The following is a 20,262-nucleotide window of genomic DNA, read 5'->3' as shown; positions in this document are numbered from 1 at the left end:
AACAGACTAACTAAAATTTTTAAGTGAGGAAACGCAGAAATGAAGAAAATGATCATTCAAGGAGGAAACCGTCTATCTGGCGAAGTCACGATCGGTGGTGCAAAAAATAGTACAGTTGCATTAATTCCTGCTGCTATTCTTGCAGATACCCCAGTAGAATTTGACACCGTTCCAGATATCTTGGATGTTCACAATCTGATGATTATTTTGGAGTCAATGAATGTAAAGTCCGAGTTTAATCACGGAGTTTTAGATATTGATCCAACACAAATCGTAGAAGCTGAACTTCCAAGTAAGGCAATTAAAAGTCTTCGGGCTTCCTATTATTTTATGGGTGCATTATTGGGTCGTTTCCATCGCGCGACATTAACATTTCCGGGAGGCGATAATATCGGCCCCCGACCAATTGACCAACACTTAAAAGCATTTAAGGCACTTGGAGCAACCGTTAGCGAAGAAAAAGGTACTGTTCATTTAGATGCACCGAATGGCTTACATGGGTCACGGATCTTTTTAGATATGGTATCTGTTGGTGCAACGATTAATGCTACTTTGGCAGCTGTTCGCGCTGAAGGGACGACGATTATTGAAAATGCTGCTCGTGAACCGGAAATTATCGATTTAGCAACATTTCTAAATAATATGGGCGCCAAAATTCGTGGTGCAGGGACAGACACAATTCGTATTACGGGTGTAAAGACTTTACAGTCAATGAATACTCATACGATTATTGCTGATCGAATTGAAGCGGGGACGTATTTGTCGTTAGCTGCTGCTTTAGGCGATGGCGTAATGATCCACAATGTTATTCCAGAGCATTTAGAATCATTTACTAGCAAAATGATCGAGATGGGTGTCGATTTGCAAATAGATAGTGATAAGATTTATGTTCCTAAATCAGAACACTTACGACCAGTAAATGTCAAGACAATGCCATTTCCTGGATTTGCAACTGACCTACAGCAACCGCTAACCCCGTTGATGTCATTAGCAGATGGTGATAGTACGATTGTTGATACTATTTATCCCAAGCGAATTAAGCATATCTCACAATTACAAAAGATGGGAATGAAGATTGAAGCTCATGATGGAATGATTGTTGTTCAGCATACAGAACAACTACATGGGGCAGAAGTGACTGCCGGTGAGATTCGAGCAGGAGCCTCATTGACGATTGCTGGATTAATGGCGCAAGGACAGACGATTATTAATAATGCCGGAAATATTTTACGAGGATACGATCGAATTGTGTGGAAGCTTAATCGCCTTCATGCCAATGTTTCGATTGAGGATGATTCGTCAATAAAGATTAGTTAGAAGTTGCGTAGTTCTTTAAATCGTGGTATCCTGTTAAAGTTGATTATCTATGTTTCAGGCAATGATTCATGGCAAAAGGAGCGTAATAAATTATGAAACAAGGAATTCATCCAGATTATCATCCAGTAGTATTTGAAGATTCATCTACTGGTTACAAGTTTCTCTCTGGCTCAACAGCCACTTCAAGTGAAACTGTTAAATGGGAAGACGGTAATGAATACCCATTAATTCGGGTCGAAGTTACTTCTGACTCACACCCATTCTACACTGGTAAGCAAAAGTTTACCCAAGCAGATGGTGCAGTCGACAAGTTCAACAAGAAGTACGGTCTCAAGTAGTCAGACTTCTTATTATTTGCAAAGGGGTTATAGCAAAACAGCGGTTTTGTTATAACCCCTTTTTCTTAACTTTAAATAATTAACCAAGGGATGGGATCAGATTGCGCGAACAAATAATAAATAAAGTAGTTAAACTACACCGTTATTCATTTGTTAGGGTAACGCGACAAACATTGCTTATGCTTTTTCCCATTGTTTTCATTGGTACAATGGCAAAAATGCTTTTAAAAACAGTTTTTAAGTCAGATGGTTTTATCTTCAATATTGCCTTTTTAGGTATAATTCCACAGAGCGTGTTGCGAATAATCCAATTCGTCTTAGGCAGCATTAGTCAACTAACTTTAGGGATGATTGGGATATATACGGTTTATATGGCTGCCAAGTTTACTGCAAAATTATATCATCGTGATGGTAAATTTGCGGGTATTACCGGAATACTAGCACTCACGTTAATGGCCTACCGTTATGGTAAAACGCCAGCAACGTACCCGATTAATTTTTATCAACGATTATTAGGCGGTAATGGTTTGTTAATCGTTCTAGTTATCGGTTATGCAATCGGACAGCTTTATCACTGGTTAACTCCGCCTAAGTATGGCGATAATACAAATTCATTTCCGTCATTACAAGAGCGGGCATTTAGTTCAATGCTCCCGATAATGATTGCTACTATTATCTCAATAGTGATTGCGATGCTTCTAAACTCAAGTACAATTTATCATGCATGGGCTACTAGTTATTCTTCATTGGTTAATGTTGCGCAAGATCACCGCCAATTATGGCTAACCTTAATAGCATCATTTGGCCTCGAATTGATGGATTGGTTAGGACTGGGTGTGCCGTATAATTATACGATGTTGACAGCCAGTGAGTCATTTACGGCTAATTTAAATTATGCGCTTGCCCATGGAACACCGTGGAATATTCCTTACAAGTATCTTGGAAGCTCATTATATAATTCGTTTGCTAATTTTGGTGGCGATGGGTTAATTCTCGCACTAATTGTGGCAATCCTCATTACTTCCAATGGGACGTATATGCATCGGGTAGCACGGTGGACCGCCTTGCCAACACTGTTTAATTTTAATTATGCAACAATGATCGGGTTGCCGATTGTCTTTAACCCTTTATTTCTAGTACCATTTATGTTTTTGCCGTTATTTAACATCCTGTTTGCTAGTCTGGCAATTGCGATCCATTTAATTCCGCCAACGCCGTACCCAGTCCTTCAAGGGACCCCAGGACCACTGATTGGCTTTCTGGGAACAAATGGTAATTGGGGTATCTTAATTTTTTCATTAGTCTTACTTTGGCTGGATATTATGGCATATATTCCGTTCGTTAAAATTGCGCTCCAAGTTGAAAAACGGCTAAACCTACAAGAACAGGACGTGGTCAGTCATGAAAAAAATGACTAATACAACTTTGCATAGCCGGATTGTGCTGATTACCTTAATGGCAATTTTGATCTTAATGGCAATCCCTGCTTATTTTTGGATGAAAGATACCAATAAATATTTAGCAGCACAGCATAATTCACGGATGTCGCCAATAATTATGGTTCCAGGAAGTTCAGCTACTCAGAATCGGTTTAACCCGTTGATTCGGAAAATAAATGAAGATAGCTCTAAGAAGCATAGTGTTTTACGGCTGGAAGTAAAAAATAACGGCAAGATTGTTTCACAAGGGTGGATTAATCGTGGTGATAATGAACCGATTATTGTGATTGGTTTTGAGAACAATCATGATGGTTATCAAAATATAAAAAAACAGGCAAAAATGGTTAACCAAGTTTTTGAGCGTTTAACTGATGAGTATAATTTTAATAATTTTAAAGCGTTCGGTCATTCTAACGGGGGACTCGTATGGACATATTGGCTTGAACATTATTATTCCAATTATGAAGATGCAATTACGATTAAAAGTTTGATGACCTTGGGAACGCCGTATAACTTTGCTGAGTCGTCGGTCAGTCATCCGACCCAAATGTTTTCTGATTTTGTAAAATATCGTTATCGAATTCCAAAAAACTTATTAGTTTATTCTGTTGCAGGGACAGAGACATATAATTCTGATGGCTTAGTACCAGAGGGAAGTGTTGATGCTGGTAAATACATTTATCAAAAGCAAGTAGCACACTATACTAGCATGACAGTAACTGGTAAAGATGCTCAGCATTCAAATTTGCCACAAAATAAGCAAATAGTACGCTTGATTGAAGAATATTTATTAGATCCGGCAGATAATGGTGCCCCACAAAATAAGCGAGGGTCTACTCAAAACTAGGTCGGCAGGTTATACTAAGTTTAATAATAAAAAGTAAGAGGTAGGTATTTTGAAAAATAAGAAAAAACGGTCACGAGAATGGCTACGGTGGACGGCCGTTGTTATTTTACTGCTTGTATCAGTTGTTCTAATATTTAATCAGCAAATAAAATATTATTTAGTTGGTAGCTATAAGCCAGAGATTACACAGCAAACAGTTCAACAAAACCAAAAGAAAAAAGCAACGTATGATTTTAAGAGTGTGCAAGACCTCAATCTTCAAACAGCCGCAAAAGCACGCGCGAATAAGCAATCAATCAACACAATTGGCGCGATTACCGTTCCAGCCATTAAAATGACAATTCCGATTGCTAACGGGGTTGATAATACAACCCTCGCACTAGCTGCGGGAACGTTGCGTCCAGATATGAAAATGGGTGAAGGAAACTATGCGTTAGCTGGTCATAACATGGCTCATGGGAGTAAAATCCTTTTTTCCCCGCTTTACTACCACGCGAAGGTTGGGCAGATGATCTATATTACCAATATGGATCGTGTGTATGAGTATAAAATTTACCAACGTGAATTTATTGCTGCTACGCGGGTTGACGTGGTAGACAATACACCAGAGAAAATAGTTACATTAATTACCTGTGATGCAACGGGAGCAAATCGGTTAATGATTCGGGGAAAGTTTGTTAAATCAGAACCGTTCAAACAAGCGCCACAACAGGTACAGAAGAATTTTAGCGAAAAGTATACAACTGGACGATAAAAGACATTTATGACTTGTTTTCACGTCGTTATAAGCATAAAGCGGCATCTAAGGTCGGGGTTACCAGACTTTAGATGTCATTTTTTTGTATCTTCATTTCTTGTTTGTGAATACTGTTAAACTGCCGTGGTAATAGCAAAATTAAGCAAAAATACGAACAATAATTGCCGTATATTGGTCAGTCATCGTTTTATCTTAATTAGTGGCCTTGCTAAGAAATTTATCATTCCTATTTTGATTGAATTTGGAATCGATTACAAATTCAGTAAAATACAAGGACGATTAAAAACAATGAAATTAAATGAAATTTTAGTAGAAAAATTGGGCGAGCGGATAGGAATGCCACCGTTTGCTCAATTTTTTTAATTGAATAAAATTCTTGACACTTTTTCGGGAACCACCTAAGAAAGAGATACATTGAATTTAAGGAGATGCAGTAATGGAAAAACGCGAACAGAAAAATGTTTTATGGTTTGATGAATTGCATCGCTCAGACGTCAATCTCGTTGGTGGAAAGTCATCATCACTAGGAGAAATGACTTCATCAATGAAAATTCCCGTTCCATACGGTTTTGCGACGACAACTTATGCTTACCATCAATTTATGAATGAAACGGGACTAAATGAACAAATTAATAAATTATTAACTGAATTTAATGACTATGAAAATGCGGATAAACTTCACCAAGTTTGCAGTCAGATTCGCAAAATGATTATTGAGGCACCAATGCCATTTGAAATTGCGACAACAATAAAACGTGCATATGATGAACTTTCTGAAAAGATGGGTGAAACAGAACCGTTTGTGGCTATCCGCTCAAGCGCGACTGCTGAAGACCTACCTAATGCGTCATTTGCGGGACAGCAGGAATCGTATTTGAACGTGCAGGGAGCCGCAATGGTGCTTAAGAAGGTTCAAGAATGTTATGCTTCCCTGTTTACTGACCGCGCAACTTATTACCGGCATAAGCAGAACTTTCCTCATGAAAAAGTTGCCCTATCCGCCGCGGTTCAAATGATGGTTTTCTCAAAGGCATCAGGAGTTATGTTTTCGGTCAACGTTGCTAATGGGGATGATACAAAAATCGTCATTGATTCAATCTGGGGACTAGGCGAATACATTGTTCTAGGCAAGGTAACACCTGACCACTTTGTAGTTAACAAGGATAACCTGCAGGTACTTGAACGATCGGTTGTACCAAAGCAGGTTGAATTATTGCAAACCCCGGGTGGTGGTGTTCATGAAGAACAGGTGCCGGAATCACGAGCAGCAAGGCCGGCGCTAACAGAAGACCAAATTCGTGAACTAGCAGGATATGCTAAAGAAATCGAAGAGCATTATGGCTGTTATATGGATATGGAATTTGCTCTGGATGCCCGGACTAATCGGTTGTGGCTAGTCCAAGCGCGACCGGAAACGGTATGGTCAAATAGAAATAATCCACAACCAAGCGAGCAACAAGCAGTGCTGGAAAGTAAGGATAAGAATAAAACCGCGGTTAAGGGGCTGCCAGCAAGTCCAGGTGTGGCTACCGGTAAAGTTCATGTCATTGCCGATCCCAAAGATATTGATCAATTTGCAGAAGGAGAAGTACTTGTAACGTTAATGACTTCCCCGGATTGGGTTCCCGCAATGAAAAAGGCAGCCGCAATTATTACCGATAATGGTGGGATGACATGCCACGCGGCGATTGTTTCACGTGAAATGCAGATTCCATGTATCGTTGGGACCAAGAGTTGTGGTGAAGCAGTTACTACGACTCTTCAGGATGGCGACCAAGTAACGGTTGACGCACAAAACGGGGTTGTTTATTACGGAGACGTCCAAGAAAAATTTGCCGGGACGAAACAAGAGAATCCAGCTAATGAAGCTGCCGAATATTTTGCTCCCACTGCGACTGGCGTAATGATGAACTTAGGGGATCCTGAGCTTGCCCAAAAGTATGCCAGCCTGCCAGCTGATGGGATTGGCTTGATGCGCGAGGAATTCTTATGGACAACTTATATTCACGCCCATCCGCTTTATCTCATTGAAACTGGTCATCCAGAAAAGGTGGTTGATATGTTAGCCGATGGAATTGCGAAGGTTGCTCGAGCAATTGCACCGCGGCCGATGGTTTTACGTTTCTCTGACTTTAAATCTAGTGAGTATCGCAATTTGACTGGCGGTGATAAATATGAGCCTCATGAACCCGCAGACTTACTCGGCTGGCGTGGCGCTTCCCGGTACTATGATTCAAAGTATATTGAAGCGTTTAAGCTAGAATTAGCAGCGGTAAAAAAAGTTCGTGATGAATTTCAATTAAAGAACCTAAATGTCATGATTCCGTTTGTTCGAACAGTAGCGGAAGCGGCGAAGGTCACCGCATTAATGAACGTGGAAGGTTTACACCGTGGGCCTGATTTTAAGGTTTATATGATGGCTGAAATTCCAAGCAATATTATTCTTGCAGACCAGTTTAACGAGTATGTTGACGGTTATTCAATTGGCTCAAATGATTTAGCAATGTTGATTCTGGGGTGTGACCGGAACAATGATACGGTCGCACACCTCTTTGATGAACGAAACCTTGCCGTCAAACGAGCAATTAGTCATTTAATTAAAGTTGCTCATCAAGATAATAAAACCGTTTCTATCTGTGGGCAGGCGCCTTCAGAATACCCAGCGTTAGCTAACTTCTTAGTTCAGCAGGGAATTGATTATATTTCAGTCAATCCAGACATGGTAAAGGAAACAAAACGGAACGTGGCGCGGTTTGAACAACGAATAATCCTTGACCAAGCGACTGGTAAGGGACGGCAAGAAGCCACGGTTTATGAATGGTAATTGGAAAGGATTGAAAAAAATGAAAATTTTTGTTGATATTAATGCTTCTGAAAATGGTAATGGTTCACAAGAATATCCTTTTAAGATGATTCAACAGGCGGCTAATATTGCGCGCCCCGGTGACTATATTCAGGTCATGCACGGAGAGTATCATGAGACCGTTCATCCGCAATATTCTGGGACTAAGGATAAGCCGATTATTTATGCCGCAGCAAAGCAAAGTCAGACAATTATTACTGGCGCTGATCGTGTAACAGGGTGGCAACAAGTTAATGACAGTGTTTGGATGATTAAGTTGCCGAATACCGAGTTTGGTGACTATAACCCGTACAATGTTCTTGTTAACCAAACCTTTAACCATGCAGGCGAAATCTTTCTTAACAATAAGGCCATGTACGAGGTTGACCAGCTGGCAGAAGTGATGGCACCAAAGGAAAATCCTCTTTCACGGGATAGCGCGTTTACGCTCTACACTTGGTATACAGAACAATCACGTGAAGAAAATGCCACGGTAATTTACGCGAACTTCCAGGATAAGGATCCAAACAATGAGCATGTAGAATTAACATTTCGTGAAACGTGTTTTTATCCCGACAAAAAGGAAATTAACTACCTTATCCTTTCCGGCTTTACGATGACCAAGGCAGCCTGCCAATGGGCCACTCCTAAATACAATAAAGGAATTATTGGCACAAATAGTGGTCAGGGCTGGAAAGTCGCAAAGTGTGATATATCGCATGCAAAATGTTCCGGAATTTCTTTGGGACGTGATGTTGTCCCAACCGTTGATGATCGCAAGGTTGTTCCACACCGGATTAAGAATAATACCATCCACGATTGCGGTCAGACAGGAATTATGGGAGTAGAAGGAAATCCTTCGCCAATTATTGAGCATAATAGTATTTACAATATTAATACGCGCCAAAATCTTGTTAGTGACGATGTGAGTGCGATTAATCTTTCGCCAGCGATCGATGCTAAGATTCTACGCAATTGTATTCATGATTGTACCCGCGGAATTTGGTTAGGCGGAAAGGTAGAAGATACGCAAATTTCACGGAACGTTTTCTATAACAATAGCCTCCCTAAGCCATTTGAGGTTACAGCTGAAAATCAGGATGACTTAATCGCAGGCCTTGGTGAAGATATTAAAATCAAGGATTCTGATGGGGTTACTTTAGTAGATAACAACTTTTTGCTATCAGATTGTGCTCTTAAGTTAGAAACCAAGGGAATCTTGCTGGTTCATAACCTGATTAACGGTAGTGTGGAATGGTTAAGCAATACAAATGTCCAAGAGAACGACCCATACTACCATCGCCTATATCAAGAGAATGATGAGAATAAGGACCCATATAGTTCTTCGTGCTTCTATAACAATGTCTTTATTCGTAAGAATCTCCGTGACGAGATGGCAAAATTAATTGCCCTAGCACGCGAACAATCTGACCAGCAAGAAAATATTGATAATCATACCAGTGATGATAATGAAGTATTTGTTGCCCGTTCAAGTAAACAACGCGACCATATTAATACCAATAAGGCCGGTAATGTTTATCTAAATGATCAGACAGCGGATGTCACGGTTGATGTTGATGCTGGTGAAGATGGAGTATTTATTAATAGTAATATTTGTAATTATCTGGATGAGGACACGAGCCGTGTTGTTGCGGTAGGCCAGTCCGCTAACACTGCGATGGACTTTGATATCGATTTTCTAGGAAACCATCGTGAAGGGGTAAGCGTTACTGCTGGCCCATTCGATACGAAAGATGAATACAGTCACCGGTTATTTAGGTTGCTGTTTTAAGGAGGAAGGATAAGAATGCGCAAGCCGTTTATTATTGCTAACTGGAAGATGAACAAGAACGTTCATGAATCGGTAGACTTTGTTAGGGCGATTAAGGAAAAGCTACCGGCAAATAAAGAAATTGGGATTGCGGCGCAGGCTGTTTCCTTATACAACATGAAAAAAGTAGCCGGAGCTTCAAACTTGCAAATTATTGCTCAAAATGCAGCCGCAGAACTTGAAGGACCCTATACGGGCGAAATTAGTATGCGTAGTTTAGCTGATGCCGGAGTTACTTATGTTATGTTGGGGCACCTAGAGCGACGACGGTTATTCAACGAAAGCAATACCGCAATTAATCAAAAGGTCCTCGCAGCGCTTAAGGCAGGGATCGTACCGATAATTTGTACTGATGAAGAAATGGTACAAACAGAAGTTAACGGAAAGATTCATTATGTTTTTCAGCAGTTGAAGAGCGTATTGCGTGATGTTCCGGTAAATAAATTGTCACAGATTGTTATTTCCTATGAGCCAAGCTGGGCTGTTGGCAGTAGTCATCAAGCTAATCCGGAAATAGCAGAAGAAGGATGTCAAGCGATTCGGCAGAGTCTTGCTGATACTTATAACAATGATATAGCGGATAAGATGCGAATCCTGTATGGCGGCAGTGTAAATCCCCACAATATTTATCAAATCATGAGTAAACCAAATGTTGATGGGGCACTAATTGGTCGGGCAAGTCTTGATATTGATAGCTTTTTACAAATGATCAATTACGTTGAATTAGCCAGCAAAGAAAAATTACAGGTAATTTAGTTGAGGAGGAAGTAGTAATGGCTTATTTTGATAATGGAAACAAACTTTTTGACGACGCGCGAAAGAATCAGTATGCAATCGGGGCATATAATATTAATAACCTCGAATGGACGCGGGCAATTTTACGGGCCGCTGCAGAGACGAATACCCCTGTACTAATCCAGGTTTCAATGGGGGCTGCTAAGTATATGGGTGGCTATAAATTCGTTAAGGATATGGTAGAAGACCAAATGGACGCCATGAATATCAAGGTTCCGGTCATCTTGAATCTTGACCATGGCGATTATGAGGCAGCGATAAAATGCATTAACCTTGGATATTCATCAGTAATGTTTGATGGTCACAAATTACCAATTGAAGAAAACTATGCACGAACAAAAGAAATCGTTCAATTAGCTCATTCTCGTGGTATTGCTGTTGAAGCAGAAATCGGCAAAGTTGGTGAAAATCAAGATACAAGCAGCGGTGAATTAGCGGATGTTGAAGATGCAATGGCCTTTGCAGCGATGGGCGTTGACCGTCTTGCTTGTGGGATTGGTAACATTCATGGGATCTATCCTGCTGACTGGCAAGGACTTAATTTTGCGCGGTTACAAGAAATTGCTGAGGCGATTGATATTCCGTTGGTTCTACATGGTGGTTCTGGAATCCCTAAAGACCAAGTACAAAAGGCGATTTCGATGGGGATTGCAAAAGTTAATATTAATACTGAATTCCAATTGGCTTTCCAAGATGCTACACGGAAGTATATCGAAAACAATTTAGATTTAAATAAGGACAATAAGGGATATGATCCACGAAAATTATTGCTTCCCGGGACTGATGCAATTACTGATAAAATGAAAGATATGATTGAATGGTTAGGCACGCCAGCAGTTGCCTAGAATAATGGAGGTTGTGGAATGGCAATTACAGTTTACTTTGTTCGACACGGGGAGACGTATTTTAACCGGTTCGCCCGTTTGCAGGGATGGTCAGATACTCCTTTGACTGAAAAGGGAATTGAAAACGCGCGGAAAATAGGTGAAGTACTTGCTGACTTACGGATAGACTATCTCTTTTCTAGTGACTTAAAGCGGGCGGTGGATACGGCCAGAATTTTAATTGCTGACCATCCGACGGCAACGATGAAAGAGCCAATTCAAAAAGAGTTTTTCCGTGAAGTCTTCTATGGTTCCTTTGAAGGGCATAGTAATGAGGAAGGAGCAATATGGGCCAGCTTCCTTGGTGAAAAACGGTTCCGGCGAATTGGCGAACTAGTTGATGAGTTTGGAGTTGAAAAGGCACATGATTTGCTTAAAGCGGCCGATCCAGCCCACCTCGCAGAAGATAGCACTGAGCTAAATGCGCGTGTAAAACAAGCAATTGCCTTCCTACGTCACTTACCGGACAATCGTAATGTTGTGGTTGTTGCTCATGGCTCAATTATTCAATATATTGCAGGAATGTATGGGGATGCGCACCGAAAGTATGAGAATCTGCATAATGGTGCCGTGATGAAGATGATTTTAACCGACGATCAGACGACAATTGCTTCGTACAATCAATTTGAATTATAAGAAAAACGGAAAGGAACGCTGGAGATTAAGCGTGACTTTCCGTTTTGTAGTTAGTGTAAATTTTTAGATATTTTATCCAGCCATTGTGGCAAAGTCTCATTTAAACTATTATAGGTATCTTCAAAGCGGTGGGTATACCATGGATCAGGAATTTCCTGGCTCGCCTTACCGGGGATTACTTCATAAGCTAGATGAATTTTATCGCGGTCTTTTGCCGGAGCGATTCGTTGAAGATTATACTTATTCATATTGTCCATACAGATAATATAGTCTGCCCACGCAAAGTCTTGCGGCGTAATTGGCCGGGAAATTAAACCGTCAGTTGATAGGCCGTGGGCATGCATTGTTTTGACTGCGCCAGGATGCGGACCGTTGCCTTCTTCTTCGCTGCTTGTTCCAGCAGAATCGACGTTAATCTTATTATTTAGGCCCGCTTCATCAACCATTTGCTTGAACATTGCTTCGGCCATTGGGGAGCGACAGATGTTTCCTAAACAAACAAATAAAACGTTCATTTTATCACCTCATTTTCTATCTATCATACCGAAAATTATTATATTTTGCTAAAACATTTATCAGTAATGACATAAGACTTAAGATTTTGGTAAAATTAGTGATAAATATTAATTAAGGAGGAACTCCAATGACCCTTATTATAATAATTGTTGTCATTGTTTTGCTAATTGCAATATATGCGGGACTATACAACAGTTTGATTCAACTGCGGACGCACGCTCAAGAATCATGGAGTCAGATTGATGTTCAGCTACAGCGACGAAACGACTTGATCCCCAACTTGATTTCGACGGTGAAGGGATATAGCAAGTACGAAGCTGGTACGCTAGAAAAGGTTACTAAGTTACGGACCCAGTTAAACAATATTCCTGATAGCGATCACGCGCAAAAGATGGAAGTTTCAAATGAATTAACAGGAACGTTACGGACATTATTTGCCGTCGCCGAAAATTATCCTGATTTAAAAGCGAGTGCGGAATACCAAAAGTTAATGGAAGAATTGACAAATACGGAAAATAAGATTGCTTATTCCCGTCAGCTATACAACAGTACGGTTGCAGCGCTTGATGCTAAGATTCAATCATTTCCAAGTAACATCATCGCTAAAATTCATCACTTCCAGCAAATGGATTACCTACAAGTACCAGCAGAAGCAAAAGCTGTGCCGAAAGTTTCGTTTGATGATTTAGGTGATTAAACATGTTATACCAACAAATTGCCCGTAATAAACGTAAAACCATTCTAGTGATGTTTGGCTTCTTCATGTTAGTGGCATTAATTGGTGCAGCAGTTGGCTACTTATTTGCTCGTACAGCGGTTGGTGGAATGATCGTTGCGGCGATTATCGCGGTCATTTATATGGCGGTAATTATTGGTCAATCGACGGACGTGGTGATGCGGATGAACAATGCAACTGAAGTACGTTCAGCAAGTGATGCTCCTGAATTATGGCATATTGTTGAAGATATGGCGCTAGTTGCTCAGGTGCCGATGCCAAAAGTTTACATTATTCATGATCCAAGTCCCAACGCATTTGCAACGGGAAATGATCCTCAGCACGCGGCGGTTGCAGCCACAACCGGTTTAATGGAACGGATGAATCGTGAGGAATTAGAAGGGGTAATGGCCCATGAAATGACCCACGTCCGCAATTATGATATTCGTTTGCAGACGATTGCATTGGCGTTGGCTTCTGCGATTGCAATGCTTGTTAACTTTGCTGGTAATTTTTGGTGGATTGGTGGCCGGAGCAGTAATGATGATCGTGATAATCCATCAAGTATCTTTGCATTAGTCGGTTCAATCTTACTGATATTTCTTGCGCCGATTGCAGCAACGATTGCTCAGATGGCCCTTTCCCGTAATCGAGAATACTTAGCAGATGCCGGTGCCGTTGAATTGACGCGTAATCCGCAGGGGATGATTAGCGCGCTTGAAAAACTAAAGACGGCTGTTCCGATGAAGCATGTCGATCCAAGTAGTTCAGCGTTGTACATTAGTGATCCAGAAAAAAATGCCAAGCATCATCCCTTCTCTAATCTTTTTGATACTCACCCGCCACTAGATAAGCGGATTGCCCGATTAAGAGAGATGTAATGGTATATTAAATCTGCCACCACTTGGCAACAACTAGTAATAAGAGGTTGGGAAAACATCTTGTTTTTTCCAACCTCTTAATAATATCTAGCTTCAATTTATCTAACATTCGCGTTTTTAATCGCCTTATACTAGCGAGGGTGATATAATTAAAAAGCTAGACCAAAGTATCAAAAGAAGAGGTATCTTTTTCATGAAAATGAAATTAGCGGAAATTGCTAAGGCGATCAACGCGCAGAATGATATTGAACAATGGAAAGACATAGAAGTGACCAACGTGTCATTTGATAGCCGTCACCTAGAGCAAGGGAGCTTATTTGTTCCGTTGCAAGGGGTTCAAGATGGTCATCAATATGTACCAAGTGCTTTTGCTAATGGTGCAGTAGCTAGTTTGTGGGCCAGCGACCATGAGATAACGGACCAGACGCATCCGTTATTAGTTGTTAGTGACCCTCTTAAAGCATTGCAGCAATTAGGTAAATATTATTTACATAAAATCAATCCTATAGTTATTGCGGTTACGGGGAGTAATGGCAAGACGACGACGAAGGATATGATTGCATCAATTTTGAGCACACAGTTTAATGTCACCAAGACATATGCTAATTTTAACAATGAGATTGGGGTTCCAGTGACCCTGCTCAATATGGAAGCCAATACTGAAGTAGTAGTTGTTGAGATGGGGATGGACCGGTTTGGTCAACTCGACTTTTTGAGCAAACTTGTTAACCCAGATATTGCGGTAATCACGATGATTGGTGAAGCTCATATTGAATTCTTTGGAACTCGTGATAAGATTGCAGATGCAAAGATGGAAATTACCCACGGGTTAAAGGCAGATGGGATGCTTGTATTCAATGGGGATGAACCACTGCTAGAGGAACGTGCAAAGGATATTCCTCAGCAACAGACACGCTTTGGTCGGCAGCTAAGCAATGACTTGTATGCGACAAGTGTTAAAGAACAACCACGTCAATTGACATTTACGGTAAATGAATGGCCTGAGGAGCAATTTATGATTCCAATGGTTGGTGAATATAACGTTAATAACGCGTTAGCAGCAATTGGTGTTGGCCATATTCTACACATTACGCCGGCTCATATGAGAGAAGCGCTTGCTAATGTTGAATTAACCGAGAATCGCGCTGAATGGGTTGATGGAAAAAATGGTGAGCAGATCCTAAGCGATGTTTACAACTCAAACCCAACAGCTGCCAAACAGGTCCTCAAGACCATTTCAGCGATGCCTATAAACGGTCGTCGAATTGCCGTTCTTGGTGATATGCTTGAGTTGGGAAATGCAGCGCCACGGTTGCACGCAAGTTTAGCAGAAGAGATTGACCCACAAAAGATTAATAGTGTTTACCTTGTTGGTGAACAAATGAAGAATCTTAAAGATAAGTTGATCCAGGACGGTTACCCTGCAGATAATATTCATCATTATGCTGCGAGTGACCTTAATCAATTAATTGCCGACCTTACATCGACTCTGACGGGTGATGACCTTGTCTTATTAAAGGCTAGTCATGGGATTCATCTTGAAGAAGTTCTTACGGCATTAAAAGCAGAATAAGTAATATATGTTGCCAGTCGATTGCTGATGCTTATATCATGAGTCGGCTGGTCATTTTTAGGAGGAAAATTTTTGAAGTTTAGTGAATTAGGCTTATCAGATAGCCTATTAAAAGCAATTAAGCGGAGCGGATATGAAGAAGCAACGCCAATCCAAGAACAAACGATTCCAATGGTTTTAGATGGCAAAGATGTTATTGGCCAAGCGCAAACTGGGACAGGAAAGACAGCTGCTTTCGGGTTGCCAATCATTGAAAAGGTAGATACTGATAACCCCAATATTCAGGCAATTATCATTTCCCCAACTCGTGAACTTGCCATTCAGACACAAGAAGAACTTTACCGGTTGGGAAAAGACAAGCGTGTCCGTGTTCAAGTTGTTTATGGTGGGGCAGATATTCGTCGCCAGATTAAGAGTTTAAAGCAGCACCCACAGATCCTTGTCGGGACACCAGGCCGATTACGTGACCATATTAACCGTCATACCGTTAAGCTTGATCACATTAATACGTTGGTCTTAGATGAAGCAGATGAGATGCTTAACATGGGATTCCTTGATGACATTGAAGCAATTATTAAGGAAACTCCTGAAGAGCGGCAGACACTGCTCTTCTCCGCAACGATGCCACCAGAGATCAAAAAGATTGGGGTTCAGTTTATGACTGATCCAGCGACTGTGCGGATTAAAGCCAAAGAATTGACGACTGACCTTGTTGATCAATATTACGTTCGCGCACGTGATTACGAAAAATTTGATATTATGACCCGGTTGATTGATGTGCAAGATCCCGATTTGACGATTGTCTTTGGTCGAACCAAACGCCGGGTGGATGAATTATCAAAGGGATTGATTGCCCGAGGATACAATGCTGCCGGAATTCACGGTGACCTCACCCAGGATAAGCGGTCAAAGATTATGTGGAAGTTCAAAAATAATGAGCTTGACATTTTGGTAGCCACCGATGTCGCTGCCCGGGGACTTGATATTTCTGGTGTGACCCATGTGTACAATTATGATATTCCATCTGATCCCGATAGCTATGTTCACCGGATTGGTCGGACAGGTCGGGCCGGACATCATGGCGTGTCATTAACGTTTGTCACCCCTAATGAGATGGATTACTTGCATGAAATTGAAAAGTTAACTCGTGTCCGAATGTTACCATTGAAGCCACCAACAGCTGAAGAGGCATTCAAGGGACAAGTGGCATCTGCCTTCAATGATATTGACGAATTGATTGCTCAGGATTCAACTGACCGTTACCAAGAAGCAGCAGAAAAATTACTTGAAACTCACAATGCGACCGACCTTGTTGCCGCCTTGCTCAATAACATGACGAAGGAAGCAGCGAGCGAAGTACCAGTCAAAATTACACCGGAACGACCATTGCCACGGCGTAATAAGCGCAATAACCGCAATGGTGGCCGAAATAATTACCATGGTGGCAACCACTATCGTCGAAAGAATTACCGCCGTCGTCATGGTGGCCACCGCAATGACAACCACGGTAAGAGCCATTCAAGCCGCCACTCATTTAATATCCGTCACCGAAAAGAAGATTAATAGATAGATAACACTTTTCAGTAAATCTTACTGGAAGGTGTTATTTTTTAGCTTATATTCAAATCTTCATGACCATTGGGCAAAGGTTTTATAAATCCCTTAATATGGTTGCTGGCAAAATTTAGATAAGTTATACTTATCATGTAATTGTTTTTAAGGAGAAGTCTTTAGTGTTCATTATGGGGAAAGATTTCTTTAAAAAGGCATTAGATGAAGGATAGTGGCTACTTTTAACTGATATCTGAAAATAAAAGTTATTAATCCAGTTGATAAGACGATTAATTAACAGATTCATCTAGTTAAAGTGGCTTTTTTTAGTAGAAAAATTATGAATCGGGGGATATGCATATGGTTTCCAAAAATAACCGAAAGTTAATTGCTGAAAAGAATCGGAAGAATGAAAAACAACGGTTCGCACTTCGTAAGTTAAACGTTGGAGTTGCCTCAGTATTACTAGGAATCACTTTTAGTGTCTACGGTGGCGGTCAAATAGTTGCGCACGCGGATACCGGAAATAGCGTTGATCATGCAGATACTACCAATACTGATGATCAGCAGTTATTGGCTGACCAAAAGGAAGTTACTTTGACTACTAAGGCTGGTGACCAAACATCCGCAAATCAAACAGCCACAGATGAAAAAGCAAACCAAAAGACAGAAGAAGGCCAGAATTCAGCTACTAATGACAATACGAATGAAAAACAAAATAATACAGCTGTAAATAATGATGGTTCTGCTAAGCAACAAACTAGCTCTAATCAAGTAAGTGAAAAGTCAGTGACTGCTAGTGGTGATAAAGGTTCAGTAGCTCTTGCAAGTACTGACCAGGATACTGATAAGCAAGCAGCTAATGCTAGTGATAACGGTGGTGCTGCTCAAATAGCAACCGATGCAGATTCAACTACTAATGATCAAAAAGACCGTGATAAAACTGCTGATACCCAGAATAGCGAAAAGAAAACTAACACTATTACTCTTGGAAAGGGCAGTATGATAACTAATGGTGAATTACTTAAGACGTCTTTAGTACAGGACGCACATACTGCTACAGTTACAACTGCTGCAGAGTTTAAGAAAGCAATTAGTGATAAGAACATTAATACTATTAATGTCGCAGCAGACATTACAGTTCCTAGTGGTAGCATCTCTGCTCGTGATCTAACTATTCAATCTGACCCAAATTCTAACAAGAAATATACTCTTGATTTCCAAGATAATTACTATAATATGTCTTCTAATAACACTGTAACTTATAGTAATTTAAATATCTTTAGTAGAAGCTACTGGGGTCTTATTTGTAACGTTCAGAACACCATCTTTAAAGATATTTACTTTAAAGGCTCACAATTAGTTTATACTAACAAGGCTTCAACTATTACCTTTGAGGGAACTAATACTGCCCAAACTGTTAACTCCTATGTTGGATTAGATGGTAAAGAAGTGTATACAGATCAAGCTAATTCTAAAACTAACAATAAACAGCAAATTATTGAGTTCCGTAATGTTGCTGGAAAAGTTGTCTTTGCTAGTGGGACCAATACTACTTTAAGAACTGTTAGTGGTAATCCGATCCAAATCGATGGTAAAGGCTCTTCAGTTGTAGTTGAAGATAATGCAAACGTTACTTTGAACCCACATACTGGTAATCGGGTTGAAGGATTTAACTCAAGTACACAGACTATTGCTCGTGGACTTTATGTTAATAAAAATAGTTCAGTAAGTATCGGCAAGAATGCTATTTTAACTATTAACACGGAGAAAACCGGTAGCGATAAATACGTTTCAGGTGGTCTTTACCTTGGTGACGGTTCAACAATCACCAATAATGGTAGCTTGATTATCAATAATAACGGCGATCCTACTGCATCTAACGAAAAGAGAGTTGGACCAATCTACCTAGATGGTGCCGCAACTATTACTAATAATGGTACATTACAGGTAAATGCTACTAATTTAGACACTTATAGTGGTGGTTTAATCAACGCTGGTACTGGTACCGTTGACTTAGCTGCTCACTCAAACTTTAGTATTTCTGGTGATGGTAGTGGTGATATTACTGCTATTAACCTATCTGGTGGTAAATTCACTTCAGATCAACCAGGTGAATTTAATATTGATTTATCGAAGAATACCGGATCCAATAAAGCTTTAATTCAAAACGGTACTATTAACTTTACCCGTGTTAAGACTAAATTAGCTGATGGTCAAGAGTCTGCGCCTATTAAGTCTATTAAAGTTACATTTAAGAATGGTGTGCCAACTGTTGATAGTATCGTTGGTCCTAATGAAACCGGGGTTAATAATGTAGTTTCAACTCTTACTAATCCAGATGTTTATAAGAGTACGGCATACTTTACTGCATCTGGTGAAGATGTAAATATCAATTCAGTTAAGCTCGAAAATGGTACAAATGATAACAAGCAAATTGCAGGTAATGTAACTTCTGAAAGCGGTAATGGAGACATTTACGTTAACGTTACTATTAAGAATGGCGATGGAAGTACTGTAACACTTCCTACAACTGCATCTGTAGATCAATATACAGTCAATAGCGACGGGAATAATACCACTAAATTAAATTACACTACCAAGACTGATGAGAATGGTAATTTCACTGTCCCATTAGTAGATGCTAATGGAAATAAAATTACTTTAACTAAGGGTGCAACAATCACTGTTAATGCTACCAAGAATTATGTTGATGCTACTCCAGATACTATTACATATAGTCCTGCAGATAAGACTAAACTTGAAGAAGCTCTCAATGAAGCATCTACTGTTGAAAATAGTGATGCTTATAAGAATGCAGATTCAGATCTTCAAAAAGCATATACAGATGCAATTAAAGCCGGGCAAGATGTAGATAAAAATGATTTGGCAACCGAAGAACAGGTATCTACTGCCTTAACTAACATTACTAATGCTAGAAATGCTTTGAATGGTATGGCTAACCCTACCGATAATAAGTTGAACACAACTACTGATAGCACAACTGGTACTAAGACGACTACATTAACTGGTAAAGCAGAAGCAGGTTCAACAGTTACTGCTAAGAAATCAGATGGCACTGTAATTGGTACTGCACAAGCTGGTGATGACGGCACATATAGTATTGTCATTCCACAAAAAGATATTAATGGTACAAATATCAAAGTATCCGCCGCTAAGGACGGCAAAAAGTCTAGCGATACTAGTGTTGAAACTAGTGTTGACAAGACAGCATTGACCAACGATGTGAATGGTCAAAGTGCAACGCACAACGATCCAAGTTACATCAACGGCAGTGAAGAAGCTAAGAAGGCCTATGACAAGGCTGTCAGTGATGGTC

The 20,262-nt window shown here is 40.3% G+C and carries 16 protein-coding genes; 15 read left to right on the top strand and 1 reads right to left on the bottom strand.

Going from position 1 to position 20,262, the window contains the following annotated elements; translation table 11 throughout:
- Window positions 1-39: 39 nt before the first annotated feature.
- The 10 genes from murA to H5S39_RS03790 all read left to right on the top strand — a co-directional run bounded on the left by murA (window position 40) and on the right by H5S39_RS03790 (window position 11,686).
- A complete protein-coding gene (gene murA / locus H5S39_RS03835) occupies window positions 40-1,317 on the top strand; it encodes a UDP-N-acetylglucosamine 1-carboxyvinyltransferase (protein ID WP_182597022.1) in 1,278 nt (425 codons plus the stop codon).
- A gap of 92 nt (window positions 1,318-1,409) precedes the next feature.
- Window positions 1,410-1,655 (top strand): type B 50S ribosomal protein L31, encoded by a 246-nt coding sequence (locus H5S39_RS03830; RefSeq protein WP_003665599.1) that lies wholly within the window; start codon window positions 1,410-1,412, stop codon window positions 1,653-1,655.
- Window positions 1,656-1,756: 101 nt separating this feature from the next.
- Window positions 1,757-3,073: a PTS sugar transporter subunit IIC gene (locus tag H5S39_RS03825; RefSeq protein ID WP_182597023.1), complete on the top strand. Its 1,317-nt coding sequence runs from the start codon at window positions 1,757-1,759 to the stop codon at window positions 3,071-3,073.
- Window positions 3,057-3,941, top strand: a complete 885-nt coding sequence (locus tag H5S39_RS03820) for an alpha/beta hydrolase (RefSeq protein ID WP_182597024.1) — start codon at window positions 3,057-3,059, stop codon at window positions 3,939-3,941. Before H5S39_RS03825 ends, H5S39_RS03820 begins: the two co-directional genes overlap by 17 nt.
- Before the next feature lie 49 nt (window positions 3,942-3,990).
- A complete protein-coding gene (locus H5S39_RS03815; protein ID WP_182597025.1) occupies window positions 3,991-4,695 on the top strand; it encodes a class A sortase in 705 nt (234 codons plus the stop codon).
- Window positions 4,696-5,134: 439 nt separating this feature from the next.
- Window positions 5,135-7,522: a phosphoenolpyruvate synthase gene (gene ppsA, locus H5S39_RS03810; protein WP_182597026.1), complete on the top strand. Its 2,388-nt coding sequence runs from the start codon at window positions 5,135-5,137 to the stop codon at window positions 7,520-7,522.
- A gap of 19 nt (window positions 7,523-7,541) precedes the next feature.
- The gene (locus H5S39_RS03805; RefSeq protein WP_182597027.1) at window positions 7,542-9,332 is read left to right on the top strand and encodes a right-handed parallel beta-helix repeat-containing protein; all 1,791 of its coding nucleotides are present in this window, start codon (window positions 7,542-7,544) and stop codon (window positions 9,330-9,332) included.
- A gap of 15 nt (window positions 9,333-9,347) precedes the next feature.
- Window positions 9,348-10,127 (top strand): triose-phosphate isomerase, encoded by a 780-nt coding sequence (tpiA, locus tag H5S39_RS03800; RefSeq protein WP_182597028.1) that lies wholly within the window; start codon window positions 9,348-9,350, stop codon window positions 10,125-10,127.
- 17 nt (window positions 10,128-10,144) lie between these two features.
- A complete protein-coding gene (fba, locus tag H5S39_RS03795; RefSeq protein WP_182597029.1) occupies window positions 10,145-11,011 on the top strand; it encodes a class II fructose-1,6-bisphosphate aldolase in 867 nt (288 codons plus the stop codon).
- 18 nt (window positions 11,012-11,029) lie between these two features.
- Window positions 11,030-11,686: a histidine phosphatase family protein gene (locus H5S39_RS03790; protein WP_182597030.1), complete on the top strand. Its 657-nt coding sequence runs from the start codon at window positions 11,030-11,032 to the stop codon at window positions 11,684-11,686.
- Between the two features lie 50 nt (window positions 11,687-11,736).
- On the opposite strand, the gene H5S39_RS03785 is transcribed toward H5S39_RS03790, so the two are convergent.
- Window positions 11,737-12,201 (bottom strand): low molecular weight protein-tyrosine-phosphatase, encoded by a 465-nt coding sequence (locus H5S39_RS03785; protein ID WP_182597031.1) that lies wholly within the window; start codon window positions 12,199-12,201, stop codon window positions 11,737-11,739.
- A 128-nt stretch (window positions 12,202-12,329) separates the two neighbouring features.
- Between H5S39_RS03785 and H5S39_RS03780 the strand changes: the two genes are divergently transcribed.
- The 5 genes from H5S39_RS03780 to H5S39_RS03760 all read left to right on the top strand — a co-directional run.
- Complete coding sequence (locus H5S39_RS03780; RefSeq protein WP_182597032.1) at window positions 12,330-12,899, top strand: LemA family protein; 570 nt, start codon at window positions 12,330-12,332, stop codon at window positions 12,897-12,899.
- A gap of 2 nt (window positions 12,900-12,901) precedes the next feature.
- The gene (gene htpX / locus H5S39_RS03775) at window positions 12,902-13,798 is read left to right on the top strand and encodes a zinc metalloprotease HtpX (RefSeq protein ID WP_182597033.1); all 897 of its coding nucleotides are present in this window, start codon (window positions 12,902-12,904) and stop codon (window positions 13,796-13,798) included.
- Between the two features lie 193 nt (window positions 13,799-13,991).
- Complete coding sequence (locus H5S39_RS03770; protein WP_182597034.1) at window positions 13,992-15,371, top strand: UDP-N-acetylmuramoyl-tripeptide--D-alanyl-D-alanine ligase; 1,380 nt, start codon at window positions 13,992-13,994, stop codon at window positions 15,369-15,371.
- 72 nt (window positions 15,372-15,443) lie between these two features.
- Window positions 15,444-16,934, top strand: coding sequence for a degradosome RNA helicase CshA (gene cshA / locus H5S39_RS03765; protein ID WP_182597035.1), 1,491 nt, complete (start codon window positions 15,444-15,446; stop codon window positions 16,932-16,934).
- Window positions 16,935-17,282: 348 nt separating this feature from the next.
- Window positions 17,283-20,262 (top strand): beta strand repeat-containing protein (locus H5S39_RS03760; protein ID WP_182597036.1); only part of this gene is annotated, 2,980 nt, incomplete at its 3' end.

The sequence above is a fragment of the Limosilactobacillus rudii genome (assembly GCF_014145455.1).
GTDB classification, from domain to species: domain Bacteria; phylum Bacillota; class Bacilli; order Lactobacillales; family Lactobacillaceae; genus Limosilactobacillus; species Limosilactobacillus rudii.
This window is presented reverse-complemented; position numbering and strand designations above follow the sequence as displayed.

Coding starts and splice junctions, on each gene's coding strand:
- murA (WP_182597022.1), top strand. CDS start 40: ATGAAGAAAATGATCATTCAAGGAGGAAACCGTCTATCTGGCGAAGTC.
- H5S39_RS03830 (WP_003665599.1), top strand. CDS start 1,410: ATGAAACAAGGAATTCATCCAGATTATCATCCAGTAGTATTTGAAGAT.
- H5S39_RS03820 (WP_182597024.1), top strand. CDS start 3,057: ATGAAAAAAATGACTAATACAACTTTGCATAGCCGGATTGTGCTGATT.
- ppsA (WP_182597026.1), top strand. CDS start 5,135: ATGGAAAAACGCGAACAGAAAAATGTTTTATGGTTTGATGAATTGCAT.
- H5S39_RS03805 (WP_182597027.1), top strand. CDS start 7,542: ATGAAAATTTTTGTTGATATTAATGCTTCTGAAAATGGTAATGGTTCA.
- tpiA (WP_182597028.1), top strand. CDS start 9,348: ATGCGCAAGCCGTTTATTATTGCTAACTGGAAGATGAACAAGAACGTT.
- fba (WP_182597029.1), top strand. CDS start 10,145: ATGGCTTATTTTGATAATGGAAACAAACTTTTTGACGACGCGCGAAAG.
- H5S39_RS03790 (WP_182597030.1), top strand. CDS start 11,030: ATGGCAATTACAGTTTACTTTGTTCGACACGGGGAGACGTATTTTAAC.
- H5S39_RS03785 (WP_182597031.1), bottom strand. CDS start 12,201: ATGAACGTTTTATTTGTTTGTTTAGGAAACATCTGTCGCTCCCCAATG.
- H5S39_RS03780 (WP_182597032.1), top strand. CDS start 12,330: ATGACCCTTATTATAATAATTGTTGTCATTGTTTTGCTAATTGCAATA.
- htpX (WP_182597033.1), top strand. CDS start 12,902: ATGTTATACCAACAAATTGCCCGTAATAAACGTAAAACCATTCTAGTG.
- H5S39_RS03770 (WP_182597034.1), top strand. CDS start 13,992: ATGAAAATGAAATTAGCGGAAATTGCTAAGGCGATCAACGCGCAGAAT.